Consider the following 17,029-nt stretch of genomic DNA (forward strand, 5'->3'; position numbering starts at 1 on the left):
GACCGCTGCGAGAACGATCACATCGTAGCCGTCAACAAAGGCGGGCTCTCCGTCCTGGATAATTTGATGCCACTGTGTAGGTATCACAACGGGAAGAAGGCCGACGGCGATAGCTACTGGAAAGACGACCAAGGCCGCATCTGGTTCCAGCCAGCCTACGGCGACCCCATCATCTGCTAACGAAACACACGCGAAAACCCCATCGACATCGCCGATGGGGCTAGACGTCGTGGTTTTAGAACAGGCCGGAGATCGTGCCGTCCTGTGCCACGTCGATGCGGTTGGCGGCCGGCTCCTTGGGCAGGCCCGGCATAGTCATGACGTCACCCGTGAGCGCCACGATGAAGCCGGCGCCGGTGCGCGGAAGCAGCTCGCGGACGTGGAGGGTGTGGCCCATGGGTGCGCCGAGAGCAGTCGGGTCATCGGAGAATGAGTACTGCGTCTTGGAGATGACGACGGGGAATTCCTCCCAGCCGTTGTCCTTGATGTACTGGAGGTCCTTCTTCGCCTTGGGGCCATACTCAACCGACGATGCGCGGTAGAGCTCGTGCGCGATGGTCTCAATGGAGGCTTCGATGCCAGCTGCGGGATCGTAGAGCTGCTTCGACTCCCCCTTCACAAAGTTGTCGCGGACCGTCTGCGCGAGATCGAGCGCTCCGGCGCCGCCGTCCGACCAGACGCTGCACTCGGCGAGCGCGACGTCGAAGCCCTTAGCCCACTCGCGCATGAAGTCGCGCTCGGCCTGGGTGTCGGACCAGAACAGGTTGAGCGCCACGACCGGCTTGACGCCGAACTTGCGGATGTTTTCCACGTGGCGCTCAAGGTTGATGACGCCGGCCTTGAGAGCCTCGAGATTTTCGGTGGTGAGATCCTCGCGAGCCTGCCCGCCGTTGTACTTCTGGGAGCGGATAGTCGCGACGACTACGGCGCCCGCGACGTCGAGATGGCCGAAGCGCGACTTGATGTCCATGAACTTCTCGCCGCCGAGGTCCGCGCCGAAGCCAGCCTCGGTGAGCACGACGTCGCCGAACTTCTGGGCGGTCTGAGTGGCCAGCAGCGTGTTGCAGCCGTGCGCGATATTGGCGAACGGGCCGCCGTGGACGAAGGCCGGGGTGCCACCGAGGGTTTGGACGAGGTTCGGGTTGAGCGCGTCGCGCATGAGCGCGGTGAGCGCGCCCTCTGCCTGCAGCTGGCGGGCGGTGACGGGCTCGCCGTCGTAGGTGAAGCCGACCGTGATGTCGCCCAGGCGCGTCTTCAGATCCTTCAGCGAGGTGGCCAAGCACAGGATGGCCATGATTTCCGATGCCGCCGTAATGGTGAATCCGGTCTCCGCCGGGACGCCATGCGTCGGGCCGCCCAGACCCGTGACGACATGACGCAGCGCGCGGTCGTTGACGTCGATGCAGCGCTGCCACGTCACCTTACGCGGATCGATGTTCAGCTCGTTGCCCTGGTGGATGTGGTTGTCGATGATGGCCGCCAGCGTGTTCGTCGCCGCCGAGATGGCGTGGAAATCGCCGGTGAAGTGCAGGTTGATGTCCTCCATCGGGACGATCTGCGAATAGCCGCCCCCGGCCGCGCCGCCCTTGATGCCCATGACCGGGCCCTGGGAGGGCTCGCGCAGGGCGACGACGGTGCGCTCGCCGAGCTGCGAGAAGGCATCGGCAAGCCCGATGAGCACGGTGGATTTGCCTTCGCCCGCCGGCGTGGGCGAGACGCCGGTGACGAGAACGATCTTGCCCTCGGCGGGCTCGACGCACTCGAGTGCGGTGATGTCGACCTTGGCTTTGGTGGTGCCATAAGGAATGAGTGCGGCGTCGGGGATGCCAGCGGTGGCGGCGATCTCCGTAATCGGCTTGAGTGGGTGTGCTTGTGCGATTTCAACGTCGGATGGCTGTGTTGTCATGTCTTAAATAGTAACCAGCACACATGGGCCGCGGTGGGGTCCAGGTACGCAAAAGCGGGCATGAGACGAGATTCTCATGCCCGCGCGGCCCCGAACGGGGGCGACTAGAGCAGCACGGCGCCGAAGGCGTAACCGAGCAGAACCGAGACCACGATGGACACTGTGCCCGGAATGAGGAACGGGTGGTTGAACACGGCCTTGCCGATGCGCGTCGAGCCCGTGTCGTCCATCTCGACGGCCGCGAGCAGCGTCGGGTAGGTCGGCAGGATAAACAGCGCAGAGACGGCCGGGAACGCGGCGACGGCGGTCAGCGGAGAGACGCCGAGCGCGAGAGCAGCCGGAACGATGGCCTTCGCGGTCGCAGCCTGCGAGTACAGCAGGGCCGCGGCGAAGAAGAGGACGACAGCGAGCAGCCACGGCGAGGTCTCCAGCGTGGAACCCGCGATGGAGTTGATGTCCTCCATGTAGTAGTTAATGAGCGTCGTGCCGAGCCACGCCACACCGAGCACGCAGATGGACGCGGACATGCCGGACTTGAACACCGGAGTGTTGAGGACGTCCACGGCCGGGACCTTCGTGATGAGCAAGATGACCGTCGCAGCGGTGAGCATGATGGTCATAATCGCTTCGTTACGCGGCAGTGTCGGGTCCGAGATAAGCCCCAGCTGGTCCGAGGTAAGCGTGGCCCATGCCATGACGACGAGGATGGCAACGAGGAAGATCCACACCGAGGTCTTGGCTTCCTTGGTCGGGACGTAGGTCGATGCCTCCGACTTTTTGACGAGGCCGGCGGTCATGCGCTCCTGGTAGACGGGGTCATCGGCAAGCTCGGCGCCCATGCGGTTGGCAAGCCACGCCGCTGGGAAGATGGACAGGAAGGTCGCGGGGATGACGACGGCGAGGAGCTGGAGGTAGCCCACGCCGAGCGGCTCGACGGCGCTGGCCATAAAGACCACGGCCGCCGAAATCGGCGAGGCCACGATGGCCATCTGGGAGGCGACCACGGCGATGGACAGCGGACGCGACGGGCGGACGTTGCCTTCCTTGGCGACCTCGACGATGACGGGGAGCGTGGAGAACGCCGTGTGGCCGGTGCCGGCGAGCACCGTCATGAGCCAGGTGACGATAGGCGCGTAGTAGGTCACGCGCTTCGGGGATTTACGTAGGAAACGTTCGGCGATGTGGACGAGGTAGTCCATGCCGCCCGCGCGCTGCATAGCGGCGATGGCGGCGATGACGGTCATGATGATGCCGATGACGTCGAACGGGATATCCTCGCGCGTAACTGGGATGCCGGTGGCGCCGAGGAGCAGGACGCCCAGGCCGCCGGCCATGCCGATGCCGATGGAGCCGAGGCGGGCGCCCAGGACGATCGCCGCGAGGACGATGAGGATGTGAACAATAACCACGAGAAGTCCTCTCAAAGAAAGAAGTGAGTGGTGGATGGCGGCTTCCGTGGGCCGCGCTTATCCCCTATTCTTCCACCGCGGCGACTGAATAGAATACTTTCGGACACGATTTGGGCCCGTTTGTGTTGTTTCCCACACGCGCAACGCCCCGCCGGCGCCAGGGTGCGGCGCGGACGGGGCGTGTGCGGAGTACGGGCGGTTTAGTCGTCGATGTAGAACTGACCGCGGAACTCCGGGTGCATGAGGTTCTCGACGGACAGGACCTTGTCGAGCGTGGCCTCGTCGAGCAAGCCCTTCTCCAGGATGAGGTCGCGCACACCCTTGCCGGTCTTCAGCGACTCCTTGGCGATCATGTCGCCATTATGGTGGCCGATGAACGGGTTGAGGTACGTGACGATACCGATGGAGTTTTCCACGTAGGCGCGGCAGACATCGGCGTTGGCGGTGATGCCGGTGACGCACTTCTCGCGGAGCGTGTCGACGGCGTTGCCCATAATGCGGATGGACTGGAAGAGCGCCTCGCCGATGACCGGCTCCATGACGTTGAGCTGGAGCTGGCCGGCCTCGGCGGCCATGGTGACGACGTGGTCGTTGCCGAAAATCTTGAAGCAGACCTGGTTGACGACCTCCGGGATCACCGGGTTGACTTTACCCGGCATGATGGAGGAACCGGCCTGACGCGGCGGCAGGTTGATCTCGGCGAGGCCAGCGCGCGGGCCGGAGGCAAGCAGACGCAGGTCGTTGCAGATCTTGGACAGCTTCATGGCCGCGCGCTTGATGACGGAGTGGACGAGCACGTAGGCGCCGCAGTCCGAGGTAGCCTCGATGAGATCGCGGGCGGTCTTGATCTCGAGGCCAGTGACCTCGGCGAGCGCCGCGGTGACCTGGCTGCGGTAGCCGGCCGGGGTGTTGACGCCGGTACCGATGGCAGTGGCGCCCAAGTTGATCTCCAGCAGGCGTGCCTGCGCATCGCGGAGCACGCTTTGCTCCTCGGCCAGGTTGTGCGCGAAGGCCTTGAATTCGTCGCCGAGCGTCATGGGCACGGCGTCCTGCAGCTGGGTGCGGCCCATCTTGAGGATGTCCTGGAACTCGTTGCCCTTGTCGTTGAAGGCCTGCTGCAGGGCGTCGATGCGCTCGATGAGGTTATCCAGCGAGGAGTAGACGCCGAGGCGGAAACCGGTCGGGTATGCGTCGTTCGTGGACTGGGACATGTTGACGTCATCGTTGGGGTTGATGATGTCGTAGCGGCCCTTCTCCTCGCCGAGGTGCTCGAGCGCGAGGTTTGCCACCACCTCGTTCGTGTTCATGTTGAGCGAGGTGCCCGCGCCGCCTTGGAAGACGTCGAGCGGGAACTGGTCCATGCAGCGACCTTCTTCGAGGATCTGGTCGCAGGCCCAGATGATGGCCTCGGCCTTCTTCTTGGGGAGGACGTGGAGGCGGCGATTGGCCATTGCGGTGGCCTTCTTCACCTGCACCATGCCGCGGATGAAGTCCGGGATGGTGTTGATGGTGACGTAGGAAATCTGGAAGTTTTCCATGGCGCGGAGCGTGTGGACGCCGTAGTACGCGTCAGCCGGAACTTCCATGTCGCCGAGCAGGTCGGTCTCGGTGCGGGTTTTCTTCGAGGCAGACTTCTTCGCCGACTTCTCTTCCTTGGCGACCTCAGGAGCCGGGGTCGTCACATCAGCTTTCTTGGCCGTGTCAGCAGCCGTTGCTTCGACTTTCGCGGTGGTCTCTTCGGCCTTCTTGGAGGTTTTAGCCATTTTGGTCTACAACTCCTAGTACTCGAGGGTGGGTAAGTGTTTTACAACCCCCACCATCGTAGTGCTATTCGCGCAGACCTAGGCCGCGATGGCCGGATTACCCCCCGGATATGGGGTTTAAATTCGCGCAATCCGCAAGTCGGACGCGAGGATGGCCTCGGCGCCGAGGGCGGCCAACTTATCCATAATCTGGTTGGCTTCGCGCTTGGGCACCATGGCGCGCACCGCTACCCAGTTCTCGCGATTGAGCGGCGAGACCGTGGGGCCGGTAAGGCCCGGCGTGACGGCCGCCGCGGCGGCGAGGTTGTCCTGCGCCACGTTGTAGTCGAGCATGAGGTAGTTGCGGGCGTGGAGAATACCCTGGATACGGCCCAACACGACCTGCTCCTCGGCAGTGACCTCAACGCCCGAGCGCTTTATGACGATGGCCTCGGAGGTGACGATGGGATCGCCGAAAGGGGCCAAGCCTTGTTGGCGCAGCGTCGTGCCGGTGGAGACGACATCGGCGATGGCGTCCGCGACGCCCAAGCGGATGGAAATCTCCACCGCGCCGTCCAGACGGATGACCTCGGCGTTGAGCCCGCGATCTTTCAGGTCCTGACGGACGATATTCGGATACGACGTGGCGATACGCTTGCCCTCAAGCTTGTCAATGCTCCAGTCCTCACCAGCGACACTGGCATAGCGGAAGGTGGACGAGCCGAATCCGAGGTCGAGGATTTCCTGGACGTCGGCGCGCGAGTCGGCGGCGAGGTCGCGTCCGGTGATACCCAAATCGAGCACGCCGGAGGCGACGTAGATGGCGATGTCCTTGGGACGCAGGAAGAAGAACTCCACATCGTTGACGTCATCGACGATGTTGAGGACCTTGTTCATGCCGCGGCCCTTGTAGCCAGCTTCGGCGAGGATAGATGTGGCGGCTTCAGACAGTGATCCCTTGTTGGGGACGGCGACTTTAATCATGGTTGGATGAACTCCCCTGTGGTTCTAGAAATGCTTGTACTAGAGATACTTGTAGATGTCGTCGGGGGTGAGACCGCGCTTGACCATCATGACCTGGGTCCAGTACATGAGTTGCGACATTTCTTCCGCGAGCTCGGCGTCGGACTGGTACTCGGAGGCGATCCAGACTTCGCCAGCCTCCTCGATGATCTTCTTGCCAATGAAATGGGCGCCCTTGTCGAGGGCGTCCACGGTGCCTGAGCCAGCCTCATGCGCGGCGGCCTTGGCGGAAATTTCGGCAAAAAGCTCATCAAAATTCTTCATAGTGCCTCATTATTGCACCCCCACACTGGGCCCGCAGTGATTGCCCCCGTATTTCTTTTGGTCTACCAAAAACTATGGCGTGGGCAGCTGCGCAAACCAGCGGTAGAGATCCGCCGCCGCCACTCCGTCGAGGTGACGAGCGCGCGGGTCGTCCCCGCGGAGCGTTGCGATAGGCACGGCCGCCGCTGGCACAGTGACCGTGTCATCGAGCGGCAGGCCGATCGTGCGGCACCCCGCGTCGACGGCAGCACGCATGCCCGTCGCGGAATCCTCGAGCACGAGACAGTCCGCGGGAGGGGCGCCAGCGCGGCGTGCTGCCTCGAGGTACATCGCCGGGTCTGGCTTGCCCACGGGCACGTCGTCTCCGCAGATGACGTCGACGAAGTAGGACCGCCCGATGGACTCGACGACGTCGATAGCCACGGCGCGTTCCGTATTCGTGGTCACGAACATGGGCACGCCGTCCGCCTGCAGTTCAGACAGTAGCGCGCGAACGCCGGGAAACACGGTGTCCTGGGACTGATACAGCGAGGCGACATACTCGAAAGAGTCGTCGCGGTAACGCTCATAGTCGCCGTGCGCGGGCGTAAAACCGGCCCATTCGCAGCAGATGCGGAAAGTGTTGGGGAAACTTGCGCCCACGGTGCGTTCGCGCACCTCGGGCGTGAGTTCTCGGCCGAGCAACGCGGCCATGCGGTACGTGGCTTTCTCCCACAGCGGCTCAGAGTCCGTGAGGGTGCCATCCATGTCCCAGAAGATTGCCTGCGGCCGCCCCATTAGTCGAGCTCGGGCAGCGCGCGCAGCGCCTCGTCGTCCGCGCCAGTGGCCGCGGCTGCGTCATGCATAAAGGCCGCGAGGTCTTCCTTCTCCTCCGGCTCGATGACCGCGCCCGCGTGGGCCGCGTTGAAGGACTCCAGCGACTCAACGAAGGGCACCGCGACGGCGGCGATGGTCTCCCCATCCGGGTCATCCGGCACCTTGTCGAGGTTGTCCAGGAAGCCTTCGAGGAGGCTGCGCAGCTGCGGCAGTACCGCCGGGTCAAAGGGCTGGTCCCAGAATTCCTTCTCGTCCTCCTTGAGGTACGAGCCAGTAGCGAAGGACGTGAGGTCGGCGATGAATTCGTCGACGGTGGATTGGAAGTCGGCGCGAATGCTCATGAGCGCCATTGTCCCCTATTTTTCTTACACCCGCACGCCGAGGAGCGAATTAAGTGCCGCGCATACCAGCTCGCCCGCGGTCTCCTCATCGGAGCCCCGGCTTGCCGATGCCCACTCGTCCACCGCGGCCAGAGCGCCCGGCGTGTCCAGATCGGCGGCGAGATGCTCACGCAACGTCGCGACGAGGGCATCGGCAAGCTCGCGTGAGCCTGGGTGGTTGAGGGCCTCGCGCCAGTTGGTCAAGCGGTCCGCGGCGTCCGTGAGGACGCCGTCTGACCAGTCGCGCTCCGTGCGGTAGTGGCCCGCGAAGACGCCGAGGCGGATGGCCGAGGGGTCGTGGCCGGCCTCCACCAGCTTGTGGACGAAGACGAGGTTGCCCAGGGACTTGGACATCTTTGTGCCGTCGAGGCCGATCATGCCGGTGTGCACGTAGAAGTCGGCCATGCGCTCGGAGTGCAGGGCGGCCTCCGCATGCGCGGCGGAGAACTCGTGGTGCGGGAAGATGAGGTCGCTGCCGCCGCCCTGGACGGTGAAGTTCTTGCCCAGGCGATTGGTGGCGATGGCGGAGCACTCGATGTGCCAGCCCGGGCGGCCCGGACCGAACGGCGAGTCCCAGGACGGCTCGCCCTCGCGGCGGGCGCGCCACACCAGCGCGTCGAGGGGGTCGTGCTTGCCTGCGCGGTCCGGGTCGCCGCCGCGCTCGCGGAAGAACTCCATCATCTGCTCGCGCGAGTAGTTCGACTCGTAGCCGAAGTTCGCGGTGGCGTCGATGGATGCGTAGACGTCTGGGAACTCCGCGTCGTCCACGACATAGGCCGCGCCGTTGTCGAGGAGCTTTTGAACCATGTCGATGACCTCGTCGATGGCCTCCATCGCACCGATGTAGTCCTGCGGCGGGAAGACCGAGAGCAGCTCCATGTCGTTACGGAAGAGGTTGATCTGGGAGGTGCCCAGCTCACGCCAGTCCACGCCGTCACGCTCGGCGCGCTCGAAGAGAGGGTCATCGACGTCCGTGATGTTCTGGACATAGTGGACCTTGTGACCGTTGTCGAGCAGCTGTCGGTAGATGAGGTCGAACGTGAGGTACGTGGCCGCGTGCCCCAGGTGCGTCGAGTCATAGGGCGTGATGCCGCAGACATACATGCCGGCGGTATCACCCTCGACCTCCACCGGTGCAATGGTGCGGTTCGCGGTGTCATAGAGGTGGAGCTGCTGCGGAGTGCCCGGCAGCGTGGTGAATTCGGGTACGGGCCAAGAATGCATGGTGACTATCCTATCGCTTTAAGCTTTAAACGTTTCTAGAAGGGCTGCAGCACGCCCAGGGCCAGCAGGATCATCACGAGGATGCCCACCGGGATGCGATAAGCCGCGAACCACTCGAAGGAGTGGTTGCCCACGAACTTGAGCAGCCAGGCAATCGACGCGTAGCCGATGACGAACGCGATGAGCGTGCCCACGAGCAGCTGGGCTCCCGATGCCGCCTGTCCCGCCGCCGGGTCAAACGCGTCCGGCAGCGAGAAGAGTCCCGAGGCCAGCACGGCCGGGATGGCGAGCAGGAAGGAAAAGCGCGTGGCGACCTCGCGGTCGAGGCCGAGGAAGAGGCCGCCGGAGATGGTGCCGCCGGAGCGCGAGACGCCCGGGATGAGCGCGAGGCACTGGCACAGACCCATGATGAGGGCGTCTTTCATCGTGAGGTCCTCGAAGCCGCGCGTTTTCTTGGAGGTGCGTTCCGCGATGATGAAGACGAAGGAGAACGCGATGAGCATCGCGGCAGTGATCCACAGGTTGCGGAGGTTCTCGCGGATGATGTCCTTGGCGAGCACGCCAATGATGCCGATTGGGATGGAACCCGCGATGACCATCCAGCCCATCCGGTAATCCTGGCCGCGCTGCTCCTTATTGAACAGTCCACGGAACCAGCCGGTGAGGATTTGCCAGATCATCTTCGCGAAGAAGACGAGCACGGCGGCCTCTGTGCCGAGCTGGATGACGGCGGTAAAAGACGCGCCAGCGTCTTCGCCCCAGAAAAGTGTGGAGACGATGCGCAGGTGGCCCGAGGAGCTCACCGGCAAAAACTCGGTGAGGCCCTGCACGACGGAGAGAACAATGACTTGGAGCCAGGACATGTCGCTGGCGGCGGTTGCTTCAATCACGACAGGACACCCTACCCGGCTTTTCTGTATGTGAGGTGCTCTGCCACGCGGGGTTGCGCTGCTAGACTAACCCGACGTGACTGTAGTGATGAAGAAGTCCGCTCCTGCCGCCCGCCGGTTCGCCGCCACCGCCCTCGCTGTGGGCCTGGCTGGCGCTGCGGTGGCCGGGTGCTCGGACATGCCGAATACGACCGCAGACGACAACGTAGAGGAGATGGGCGACGCCTCGCCTGCCCCCTCCCCGAAGGATGCTCACCCCGCAGGCGACGTCATCGACTTTGGTGATATCACGGACATTGAGGCCGCCGGTGAGTATATCGCCGTGCGCACCCCGGACACGCTCACCATCGGCACCCCCGCCGATTTCACGGCGAAGAAAGCCACGGCCATCGACGTCGACACACAGTGCGGCGACCTCACGCCGACCGACACCGAATTCGTTCTCGCGTGCGGCAACCGCGTGCGCATTTTCGACGCCGCGGACCCCACCCAGAAACGCATGGTCAATACCGAGGAAGCCTACCCCGTGACCGCCGCAGCGCTCACCTCCTCCGGCGAGCTCTTCGTTTCTTCTCACGAGGCGAGCGAGGTCGCCGTCTACAAGGACGATAAGCGCATTGACGACTTCTCGGTCCAGGCCCCCACCGACCAGCTCGTGGCCGTGCGCAACCAGGACGGCACTGACAACGTCGTGCGCGTCTGGCGCGCTGACACCACCATCCAGAACCTCGACTGGGAGAACTCCCGCGAGGGCGGCCGCCTGCGCGTCGGCCAAGGCGTGGGCCTTATCTCTTCCGGCAACCATGGCGTCCTCGTCGCCGCGGACACCGAGGGCAAGCGCGTGGCCATCTACACCTCCGAGGACGTCATTCGTCTCCACCAGTTTGGCAACACCGACGGCATGCCGTGGGCCACCGCTTGGGACGACAGCCGTCAGCTCGCGTGGGTCACGACGACGGACAACAATAAGGCGCAGGCCTTCCGCATCGCTTCTGGTGTCCCCGAGCCCCAGGGACAGGTCGACACTGTTGCCGACGCCCAACACATGGCCGTCACCGAGGACGGCATCGCGGTCTTTGGCTCCGCCACCGGCGCTGGCCTTCAAATCGTCTCCGACCCCAAGCTCGACGCCTAAACCCTTAAGGATTCTCCGATGACCTCCTCCCGCTTCCACGACCTTCGCATCAAGGCCTACCACGTCGCGCTCAAGGGCATGTTCCAGTTCTCGCCCGAGCGCATTCACACCATCATTTCCCAAGGCCTCGCCGGGCTGCAGAAGCTAGGCCCCGTCAACCGCGCCCTGGGCAAGGCACTCGCTGTCGACGACCCGGTCCTCGCTCAGGACGTCTTCGGCGTCCACTTCCCGCGTCCCCTGGGCCTGGCCGCCGGCTTCGACAAGAACGGCTCCGCGCCGGATGCCTGGACCTCCGTGGGCTTCGGCTACGCCGAGCTCGGCACCGTCACCGCCATGCCGCAGCCGGGCAACCCAGCCCCGCGCCTGTTCCGTCTGCCCGCAGACAAGGCCATCCTCAACCGCATGGGGTTTAACAATGACGGCGCCTCCAAGGTCGCGCAGAACCTCCGCGCGCGCCGCTACAGCGACGTCATCGGCATCAACATCGGCAAGAACAAGGTGGTGCCTGCCGAGGAGGCCGTCGCCAACTACCGCCAGTCCGCCTCCGTCTTAGGCGACCTCGCGGACTACCTCGTGGTGAACGTCTCCTCCCCCAACACCCCGGGCCTACGCGACCTCCAGGCCGTCGAATCCCTGCGCCCCATCCTCGTCGCTGTCCAGGAATCCACGAAGGTCCCGGTCCTCGTCAAGATCGCCCCGGATCTCTCCGATGAAGATGTCGACGCCGTGGCCGACCTCGCCGTCGACCTCGGTCTGGCTGGCATTGTCGCCACCAACACCACCATCTCGCGCGAGGGCCTGCAGACTCCGCGCGAAGAGGTCGAGGCCATGGGCGCCGGCGGCATCTCCGGCGCGCCCGTCGCCGCCCGCGCGCTGGAGGTCCTGCGCCGTCTCCACGCCCGCGTGGGTGACAAGCTGGCCCTTATCGCCGTGGGCGGTATCTCCACCCCGGAGCAGGCGTGGGAGCGCATTACCTCCGGCGCCTCGCTCCTGCAGGGCTACACGCCGCTCATCTATGGCGGCCCGGATTGGATCCGCGACATCCACCTTGGCCTCGCCGCCCAGGTCCGCGCGCATGGCCTTGCCTCGCTTTCCGATGCCGTCGGCTCTGGCCTCCCCTGGAAGGCCTAAGGCCCCACGCGCACGCAACGCCCCCGCGTCTTCGTTGGAAGACGCGGGGGCGTGTGGCTTTTTCTCCTAGTCCTTAGGAATAAGCGAGCGTCGGATGACGAGCGCGCACAGGAGAGCGGCTACGGCATAGAGGAACAGCCAGTATTGCGCCATGTGGCCGATGGCCTGGGCGCTCACGAAGCGGCTGGCGATGACGAGCGCCAGCGCGGCGACCAAACCGATAACTTGGGCCGGCGAGCCGCGGTGTTCCGTGCTCGTAGTCACGAAGGCGCCTGCAAGCGCCGCTGCGGCGACGATGAGCAAGAAACGGGGCGAAACACCGTAGGGCACCATCCAACCGTCTGAGACGAGCGAGAGCACGCCAAAGAGCAGCAGGACGAGTGCAAGCGCCATGAACGCGCCACCGACGCGCAGCGCCACGGGCACCGGCGCCGTGCCGGGCATGGTCTTGGCCATATCAGGCCTCCTCAACGGTCTCGTACCAGCCCCAGAGAATGGCGCGGCCGAGCGCGTGGAAATGCAGATTAAAGCCAAGCACGGTGGCCGTGGAATCCGGGTCGATGTCGAGCTTTTCCACGTCGACGGCGTGGACGACGTAGAGGTAACGGTGCGGCGTATGGCCGGCTGGCGGGTTGGGACCGTAGTAGGTGCGCGCGCCCGAGTCGTTGCGCAGGCTCACCACGTCACCGCCCAGGCCGAGGTCTTCTGCGGCGCCTGCGCCTGTGGGCAGCTCCGTGACGTTGGCAGGAATGTTGAAGGCTGCCCAATGCCAGAAGCCCGACGCGGTGGGCGCATCCGGGTCGTAGCACGTGACGGCGAGGGACTTAGTGCCCTCTGGCAGACCAGACCAGGCCAGCTGGGGCGAGACGGACTCCGGAGCGCGGAAGCGATCTGCAATCTCCGCGCCGTCTTCGATGTCCGCTGAGGTCAACTCGAACGACGGCACATCGCGCAATGGGGCGTACGGGTCGGGTCCGGGGAAACGGGGATCATCAGCGTAAGAAATCATGCTTCCTTTGTACCTCATGTCACACCATATGTGCTGGAGATTGGCCCGCCACATTCTGCGCCGTTTTCGAGCACAATCCGGCCCACAGGCCGCCGCAGGAATGCCGATTTCCCCACGCGCAGTGGGCAAAGTTGCAGCGTTGTAAGTTCTAAGCCGCAAGAATCACTCTTAAAGTACGTAGAAATAGTCAATGACCTGCCGATTTGCGCTCATGCTCTGAATCGGGCTATATTTTACGAGTGCCCAGCCGAGAGGTTGAAAGCACAAGCCAGGTCGAAAGGCCGAAGCACCCAGCCCGGGTGGCGGAATGGCAGACGCGCTAGCTTGAGGTGCTAGTGTCCTATTAACGGACGTGGGGGTTCAAGTCCCCCCTCGGGCACAGAGCAAAGGCTCCGGATTACTCCGGAGCCTTTCGTGGTTTTCCCGTACTCTCCTTACTCCCCTGTCGTCTTCGATTGTCGCGGCGCGCTTGCCGTTGACGTATATGCTCTCCACAAAAGTGATACTGCGCGGGCTTGGCCCCGTCTACGACCTGGTGTCCTAGTCTTTGTTGCTCACCGGGGCCGCCCCGTTTTCCCTACGCCTCGATAAGGAGGGACTGCTCTCGTGGACTCGCGCACCCTAGGATTCTGGATAATGATTGGATTCACTTTCCTGTGGGTCCATTGGCCGCTAGGACTCTATCCAGTAGGCACCGCCTTAGCAGTGCTAGAACTCATTGCCGCTGCTGTATTAATCGTCCTGCGCCTACATCGCCGGCGCCAACGGGTAACCCTGGCCACAAACCCTGTAGGTGCCGCAGACCACGCTGAACGGCGTGCGACCAACCGGATAGTGTCCGTGGCGTTCTGCGTTGAATTTCTCGTGATATGGGGCGCGGTCTATCTCCTCCGTAGCATGAACGTCGATCTGATACAGCCTGCCATCGCCGTTATCGTCGGCCTTCACTTTCTACTATTTTGTTTGTCGCCGGCGACTCGTTCCGTCGTGCATATCATCACCGCCGCATTCGGCTCGGTCGCCGGTGCGGCGGGTATGTGGCAGATAAGCACGGGCGCCGATCCTGCCACGACGCATGCCGCAGTGGGCTTGTGCATGGGTGCAATAACCTTGGCCTACGCCTGGATATTTCTGCAGGTTGTGCCCGCTATATCGCGCGAAGAAACCCCAGGTCTCCGTTAAGAACGGCTCCGATGCTTAGGCGCGATGATCACCAAACCCGCCGGCGCACAGCGTGCGCACGGCGGGCTTGGGAGAAGGGCGACGGCTGTTACATCAGCATGCCCGTCAAAAATGCGACGAGGACGAGGACCACGGAGAAGCCCCACGCGAGCGGGAAGCCAATCTTGAGGTACTTGCCCATGTTTGCCCCCGCGAGGCCAAGGGCGAGCCACAGAGCCGGCGAGAACGGCGAGACGAACGTGCCAATGACGTTGCCGATGATGAGCGCCGACGCGGCACCCATGCCCGTGATGCCGTACGTTTCCACGGTGCCCTGAATGATGGGCAGCACGGAGAAGTAGTACGCATCCGTCGACGTGAGGAGATCGAGCGGCACGCCGAAGACGCCGATGATGACGTGGAGGTACGGACCGACTTCCTCCGGGAGGATGTTGACGAGCGTGAGCGCGATTTCCTCGAGCATGCCGGTTTCGTTGAGGACGCCGAGGAACATGGCGGCAGCGAGGATGACCCCGGCCATGGCGAGCGCATTCGGGGCGTGGCGACGGAGCGCATCGCTTTGCTCGGAGGCGCCCTCGAAATTGACGATGAGTGCGATGGTCGTGCCGATGAGGAACGCCGGGGCTGGCGGCATGAGGCCGGAGAGCAGCGCCACGAGGATGAGCAGTGCGACCACGATATTGACGATGGTGACCCATCGGCCGGTGCGGTGACGGAATCCGAGCGCCTCCTTATCGGCGGCCTGCTGCGCAGCGAAGGCCTGCGCAATCTGCTCGACATCGACGTTAGTGTCGCCTTCGAACTCACCCGAGGCACGCAGACGCGCGCGACGACGCCGCTCGCGCAGGCCCAGGGCCGCGGCGACGAGGAGGACCATGACGACGGCGACACCCTGGATGGGAAGGAGGTGGACCCAGATGTCATTGGGTTCCTGGGCCACGACGGCGCCTGCACGGCCGAGCGGGCCGCCCCAAGGCAGCATATTCATCACGGACGCCGACAGGGCGACGATTGTAATGAGGATGTAGCGCGACATACGAAGCGCCTTGTAGAGCGGCAGCAGCGCGGGAATGGTGAGCAGGAACGTCGTCGAGCCGGAGCCGTCGAGGTGCGCCACGATGGCAATGGCGGCCGTACCCATGGTGACCGCAATGACGTTGCCTCGCGTCGCCCTGATGAGCGCCCGGATGACCGGCACAAACAGACCCACGTCTTGGAGGATGCCAAAGAAGATGATGGCGAAGATGAACATCACCACGACGTTCATCACGGATTCGAGACCTGAGCTAAAGAAGTCAGAGATCTCCCCCAGCCCGTAGCCGCACAGGAGCGCGCCAGCCACCGGCACAAGCGTCATGGGAACAATAGGGTTCGTCTTACCGCGGATTAGGATTCCCACCGTAAGGAAGATAATCACGAGGCCCATGAGGGTGAGGCCGAGTGAAGTTTGCATGCTCAACGTCCTTCTCGGTCGCTGGGCGACCTTGATCGATTCAGAACTTTTCTTTGGCCACAGTTGCGGCCAGCGCCGTAACGCCCCTTATGCCACACCTCACCGGCGCAGAACAGGTGTGAATGAGATTACTAAGGATATTCCGTAAATACACATTGGTACCCCGATCAAGGCTGCTTCTCCTCTGCCATCGTGCTCATTCTTCGGCGAAAACGAACACAACCGGACACCACGGCGGCGTCCGGTTGTGGGTATGAGCTGATGCTTAGCGCGCAGTATTATCGCTGAGTACGGCTGGCGTTTCCTCCACGATGGTGGCGCGCTTTTTCAACTTGTGGCGCTCATACAGCGCCTTGATGATGATCGGCGCGACTGAGATGAAAATTATGAGGAGCATGATCTTTTCGATCGAGTCTGCAATGCCCGGAATATTGCCCAGGAATACTCCCACCAAGTTCATGGACAGCACCCACAAAGCTGCGCCCGCGACGTTCCAGCCGATGAAGTGACGGTACGGCATCTGCGCCGTGCCTGCTGCGACGGGGACGTACGTGCGCACGATGGGCACAAAGCGCCCCAGCACGAGCGCTGCCGGTCCATGCTTGGCAAAGAAGTCTTCGGCAGCGTGGAGATACTGCAGCTTGAGCAGGCGGGCGTCAGCCTTGAAGAGTTTGCGCCCAAACTTGTGGCCCAGCCAGAAGCCCACCTGGTCGCCCAGGAAGGCGGCGACGAAGCCTACCATCAGCAGGGCCCAGATAGAGACGTTGAGTTGACCCCGCAGCACGGCTGCCGTGACGAGCAGCGAGTCGCCGGGCAGGAACGGGAACAGGACACCGGATTCAATGAAGACGACGAGCGCGATGCCGGCGATGACCCAAGGGCCAAAAGCCTCGAGCAACGTCGCGGCGTCGAGGTAGGAAGTGAGGTTTGACATGGCTGGTGCATCCACCTTTAGGAATTGAAAAAGGCCCAGGACGCGTGACCCCGGATGCACAAGCCCGGAGCGCGGCTGCGTCCTCACGGGCGCCAAATGGACTCGCCACTGCAGCGACGAGTAATGAGTTTCCTCTAGTATCCTCTTCCCCGCCGTGCGAACCTAACCCACACGCGCATACCCCCGATATTGCCAGGAAGTTCACGGCAGCCTAAAAGAATTGCCGCCGTGACCGGCGGCAGTGTTCTGCGTTAAAGGAATGCGTCGTTAGCGCGAGACGATTTCGTAGTTGCCCGCGGACGCCAAGGCCTTATTCATCTCCGCGACATTGGGGATGACGTCGTCCTTGTGCTTGATGATGAGCTTGACGTCGTCCTGCGAACGGATTTCGAAAGTCGCCTGGCCCAGGCCGTGCTCAGCGAAAATATCGTAGAGGGACTGCAGTGCCTTGCGCACGTCATCGTCGTCGTGGACGCCGGTGACCTTGTAATGAGTGGAAACAATAATCGACATGACGGAAATTCTACACGT

General features: G+C 63.4%; 18 protein-coding genes and 1 tRNA gene. 5 read left to right on the top strand and 14 right to left on the bottom strand.

Annotated elements, in window-relative coordinates; genetic code table 11:
- On the top strand, nucleotides 1-180 hold a 180-nt coding region (locus HMPREF2559_RS09825), incomplete at its 5' end, for an HNH endonuclease (RefSeq protein WP_148138809.1).
- Nucleotides 181-235: 55 nt separating this feature from the next.
- Here HMPREF2559_RS09825 and HMPREF2559_RS09830 read toward each other — a convergent pair.
- The 9 genes from HMPREF2559_RS09830 to HMPREF2559_RS09870 form a co-directional block, all read right to left on the bottom strand.
- Entirely contained in the window at nucleotides 236-1,906 is a 1,671-nt protein-coding gene (locus HMPREF2559_RS09830; protein WP_066488298.1) for a formate--tetrahydrofolate ligase, read from the bottom strand.
- 104 nt (nucleotides 1,907-2,010) lie between these two features.
- Nucleotides 2,011-3,315: an anaerobic C4-dicarboxylate transporter gene (locus HMPREF2559_RS09835; protein WP_066488296.1), complete on the bottom strand. Its 1,305-nt coding sequence runs from the start codon at nucleotides 3,313-3,315 to the stop codon at nucleotides 2,011-2,013.
- A 200-nt stretch (nucleotides 3,316-3,515) separates the two neighbouring features.
- Nucleotides 3,516-5,078, bottom strand: a complete 1,563-nt coding sequence (aspA, locus tag HMPREF2559_RS09840) for an aspartate ammonia-lyase (protein ID WP_070540540.1) — start codon at nucleotides 5,076-5,078, stop codon at nucleotides 3,516-3,518.
- A gap of 117 nt (nucleotides 5,079-5,195) precedes the next feature.
- The gene (hisG, locus tag HMPREF2559_RS09845) at nucleotides 5,196-6,041 is read right to left on the bottom strand and encodes an ATP phosphoribosyltransferase (RefSeq protein WP_070540542.1); all 846 of its coding nucleotides are present in this window, start codon (nucleotides 6,039-6,041) and stop codon (nucleotides 5,196-5,198) included.
- A 39-nt stretch (nucleotides 6,042-6,080) separates the two neighbouring features.
- Nucleotides 6,081-6,344, bottom strand: coding sequence for a phosphoribosyl-ATP diphosphatase (locus tag HMPREF2559_RS09850; RefSeq protein WP_066488287.1), 264 nt, complete (start codon nucleotides 6,342-6,344; stop codon nucleotides 6,081-6,083).
- A gap of 72 nt (nucleotides 6,345-6,416) precedes the next feature.
- Entirely contained in the window at nucleotides 6,417-7,121 is a 705-nt protein-coding gene (locus HMPREF2559_RS09855; RefSeq protein WP_066510562.1) for an HAD family hydrolase, read from the bottom strand.
- Nucleotides 7,121-7,501 carry a hypothetical protein gene (locus HMPREF2559_RS09860; RefSeq protein ID WP_066488319.1) on the bottom strand — a complete coding sequence of 127 codons (381 nt, stop codon included), beginning with the start codon at nucleotides 7,499-7,501 and terminating at the stop codon, nucleotides 7,121-7,123. The genes HMPREF2559_RS09855 and HMPREF2559_RS09860 overlap by 1 nt, the downstream gene beginning before the upstream one ends.
- A gap of 24 nt (nucleotides 7,502-7,525) precedes the next feature.
- The gene (gene mshC / locus HMPREF2559_RS09865) at nucleotides 7,526-8,764 is read right to left on the bottom strand and encodes a cysteine--1-D-myo-inosityl 2-amino-2-deoxy-alpha-D-glucopyranoside ligase (RefSeq protein ID WP_066488283.1); all 1,239 of its coding nucleotides are present in this window, start codon (nucleotides 8,762-8,764) and stop codon (nucleotides 7,526-7,528) included.
- Nucleotides 8,765-8,799: 35 nt separating this feature from the next.
- Nucleotides 8,800-9,627, bottom strand: coding sequence for an undecaprenyl-diphosphate phosphatase (locus HMPREF2559_RS09870; RefSeq protein ID WP_141681583.1), 828 nt, complete (start codon nucleotides 9,625-9,627; stop codon nucleotides 8,800-8,802).
- Nucleotides 9,628-9,730: 103 nt separating this feature from the next.
- Here HMPREF2559_RS09870 and HMPREF2559_RS09875 point away from each other — a divergent pair, with 103 nt between their 5' ends.
- Nucleotides 9,731-10,789 (top strand): WD40 repeat domain-containing protein, encoded by a 1,059-nt coding sequence (locus tag HMPREF2559_RS09875; RefSeq protein WP_231732318.1) that lies wholly within the window; start codon nucleotides 9,731-9,733, stop codon nucleotides 10,787-10,789.
- A gap of 18 nt (nucleotides 10,790-10,807) precedes the next feature.
- Nucleotides 10,808-11,920 (top strand): quinone-dependent dihydroorotate dehydrogenase, encoded by a 1,113-nt coding sequence (locus HMPREF2559_RS09880; protein WP_066488268.1) that lies wholly within the window; start codon nucleotides 10,808-10,810, stop codon nucleotides 11,918-11,920.
- Nucleotides 11,921-11,986: 66 nt separating this feature from the next.
- Here the strand turns inward: HMPREF2559_RS09880 and HMPREF2559_RS09885 are convergent, their stop codons facing one another.
- Both HMPREF2559_RS09885 and HMPREF2559_RS09890 read right to left on the bottom strand, forming a co-directional pair.
- A complete protein-coding gene (locus HMPREF2559_RS09885) occupies nucleotides 11,987-12,376 on the bottom strand; it encodes a hypothetical protein (RefSeq protein WP_083297826.1) in 390 nt (129 codons plus the stop codon).
- 1 nt (nucleotide 12,377) lies between these two features.
- Complete coding sequence (locus HMPREF2559_RS09890) at nucleotides 12,378-12,929, bottom strand: YbhB/YbcL family Raf kinase inhibitor-like protein (protein ID WP_070540545.1); 552 nt, start codon at nucleotides 12,927-12,929, stop codon at nucleotides 12,378-12,380.
- 293 nt (nucleotides 12,930-13,222) lie between these two features.
- Between HMPREF2559_RS09890 and HMPREF2559_RS09895 the strand changes: the two genes are divergently transcribed.
- A tRNA-Leu gene (locus HMPREF2559_RS09895) sits at nucleotides 13,223-13,308 on the top strand.
- 518 nt (nucleotides 13,309-13,826) lie between these two features.
- Nucleotides 13,827-14,111, top strand: a complete 285-nt coding sequence (locus HMPREF2559_RS12825) for a hypothetical protein (protein WP_141759207.1) — start codon at nucleotides 13,827-13,829, stop codon at nucleotides 14,109-14,111.
- 88 nt (nucleotides 14,112-14,199) lie between these two features.
- On the opposite strand, the gene HMPREF2559_RS09905 is transcribed toward HMPREF2559_RS12825, so the two are convergent.
- The 3 genes from HMPREF2559_RS09905 to HMPREF2559_RS09915 form a co-directional block, all read right to left on the bottom strand.
- On the bottom strand, nucleotides 14,200-15,564 hold the full coding sequence (locus tag HMPREF2559_RS09905; RefSeq protein ID WP_070540553.1) for a citrate:proton symporter: 1,365 nt from the start codon (nucleotides 15,562-15,564) through the stop codon (nucleotides 14,200-14,202).
- 265 nt (nucleotides 15,565-15,829) lie between these two features.
- Complete coding sequence (locus HMPREF2559_RS09910; RefSeq protein WP_070540556.1) at nucleotides 15,830-16,498, bottom strand: DedA family protein; 669 nt, start codon at nucleotides 16,496-16,498, stop codon at nucleotides 15,830-15,832.
- A gap of 267 nt (nucleotides 16,499-16,765) precedes the next feature.
- Nucleotides 16,766-17,011 (bottom strand): hypothetical protein, encoded by a 246-nt coding sequence (locus HMPREF2559_RS09915; protein WP_066488240.1) that lies wholly within the window; start codon nucleotides 17,009-17,011, stop codon nucleotides 16,766-16,768.
- Between the last annotated feature and the right edge of the window lie 18 nt (nucleotides 17,012-17,029).

Origin of the sequence: Corynebacterium sp. HMSC072G08, assembly GCF_001809185.1 — a bacterium.
In the GTDB taxonomy this organism is placed as follows: Bacteria; Actinomycetota; Actinomycetes; order Mycobacteriales; family Mycobacteriaceae; genus Corynebacterium; species Corynebacterium phoceense.

Bases quoted from the DNA above. Each gene is read 5' to 3' on its own strand.
- mshC (WP_066488283.1), bottom strand. From the start codon at position 8,764: ATGCATTCTTGGCCCGTACCCGAATTCACCACGCTGCCGGGCACTCCG.
- HMPREF2559_RS09870 (WP_141681583.1), bottom strand. From the start codon at position 9,627: ATGTCCTGGCTCCAAGTCATTGTTCTCTCCGTCGTGCAGGGCCTCACC.
- HMPREF2559_RS12825 (WP_141759207.1), top strand. From the start codon at position 13,827: ATGAACGTCGATCTGATACAGCCTGCCATCGCCGTTATCGTCGGCCTT.
- HMPREF2559_RS09860 (WP_066488319.1), bottom strand. From the start codon at position 7,501: ATGAGCATTCGCGCCGACTTCCAATCCACCGTCGACGAATTCATCGCC.
- HMPREF2559_RS09855 (WP_066510562.1), bottom strand. From the start codon at position 7,121: ATGGGGCGGCCGCAGGCAATCTTCTGGGACATGGATGGCACCCTCACG.
- HMPREF2559_RS09885 (WP_083297826.1), bottom strand. From the start codon at position 12,376: ATGGCCAAGACCATGCCCGGCACGGCGCCGGTGCCCGTGGCGCTGCGC.
- HMPREF2559_RS09905 (WP_070540553.1), bottom strand. From the start codon at position 15,564: ATGCAAACTTCACTCGGCCTCACCCTCATGGGCCTCGTGATTATCTTC.
- HMPREF2559_RS09915 (WP_066488240.1), bottom strand. From the start codon at position 17,011: ATGTCGATTATTGTTTCCACTCATTACAAGGTCACCGGCGTCCACGAC.
- HMPREF2559_RS09830 (WP_066488298.1), bottom strand. From the start codon at position 1,906: ATGACAACACAGCCATCCGACGTTGAAATCGCACAAGCACACCCACTC.
- HMPREF2559_RS09910 (WP_070540556.1), bottom strand. From the start codon at position 16,498: ATGTCAAACCTCACTTCCTACCTCGACGCCGCGACGTTGCTCGAGGCT.
- HMPREF2559_RS09890 (WP_070540545.1), bottom strand. From the start codon at position 12,929: ATGATTTCTTACGCTGATGATCCCCGTTTCCCCGGACCCGACCCGTAC.
- HMPREF2559_RS09850 (WP_066488287.1), bottom strand. From the start codon at position 6,344: ATGAAGAATTTTGATGAGCTTTTTGCCGAAATTTCCGCCAAGGCCGCC.
- hisG (WP_070540542.1), bottom strand. From the start codon at position 6,041: ATGATTAAAGTCGCCGTCCCCAACAAGGGATCACTGTCTGAAGCCGCC.
- aspA (WP_070540540.1), bottom strand. From the start codon at position 5,078: ATGGCTAAAACCTCCAAGAAGGCCGAAGAGACCACCGCGAAAGTCGAA.
- HMPREF2559_RS09880 (WP_066488268.1), top strand. From the start codon at position 10,808: ATGACCTCCTCCCGCTTCCACGACCTTCGCATCAAGGCCTACCACGTC.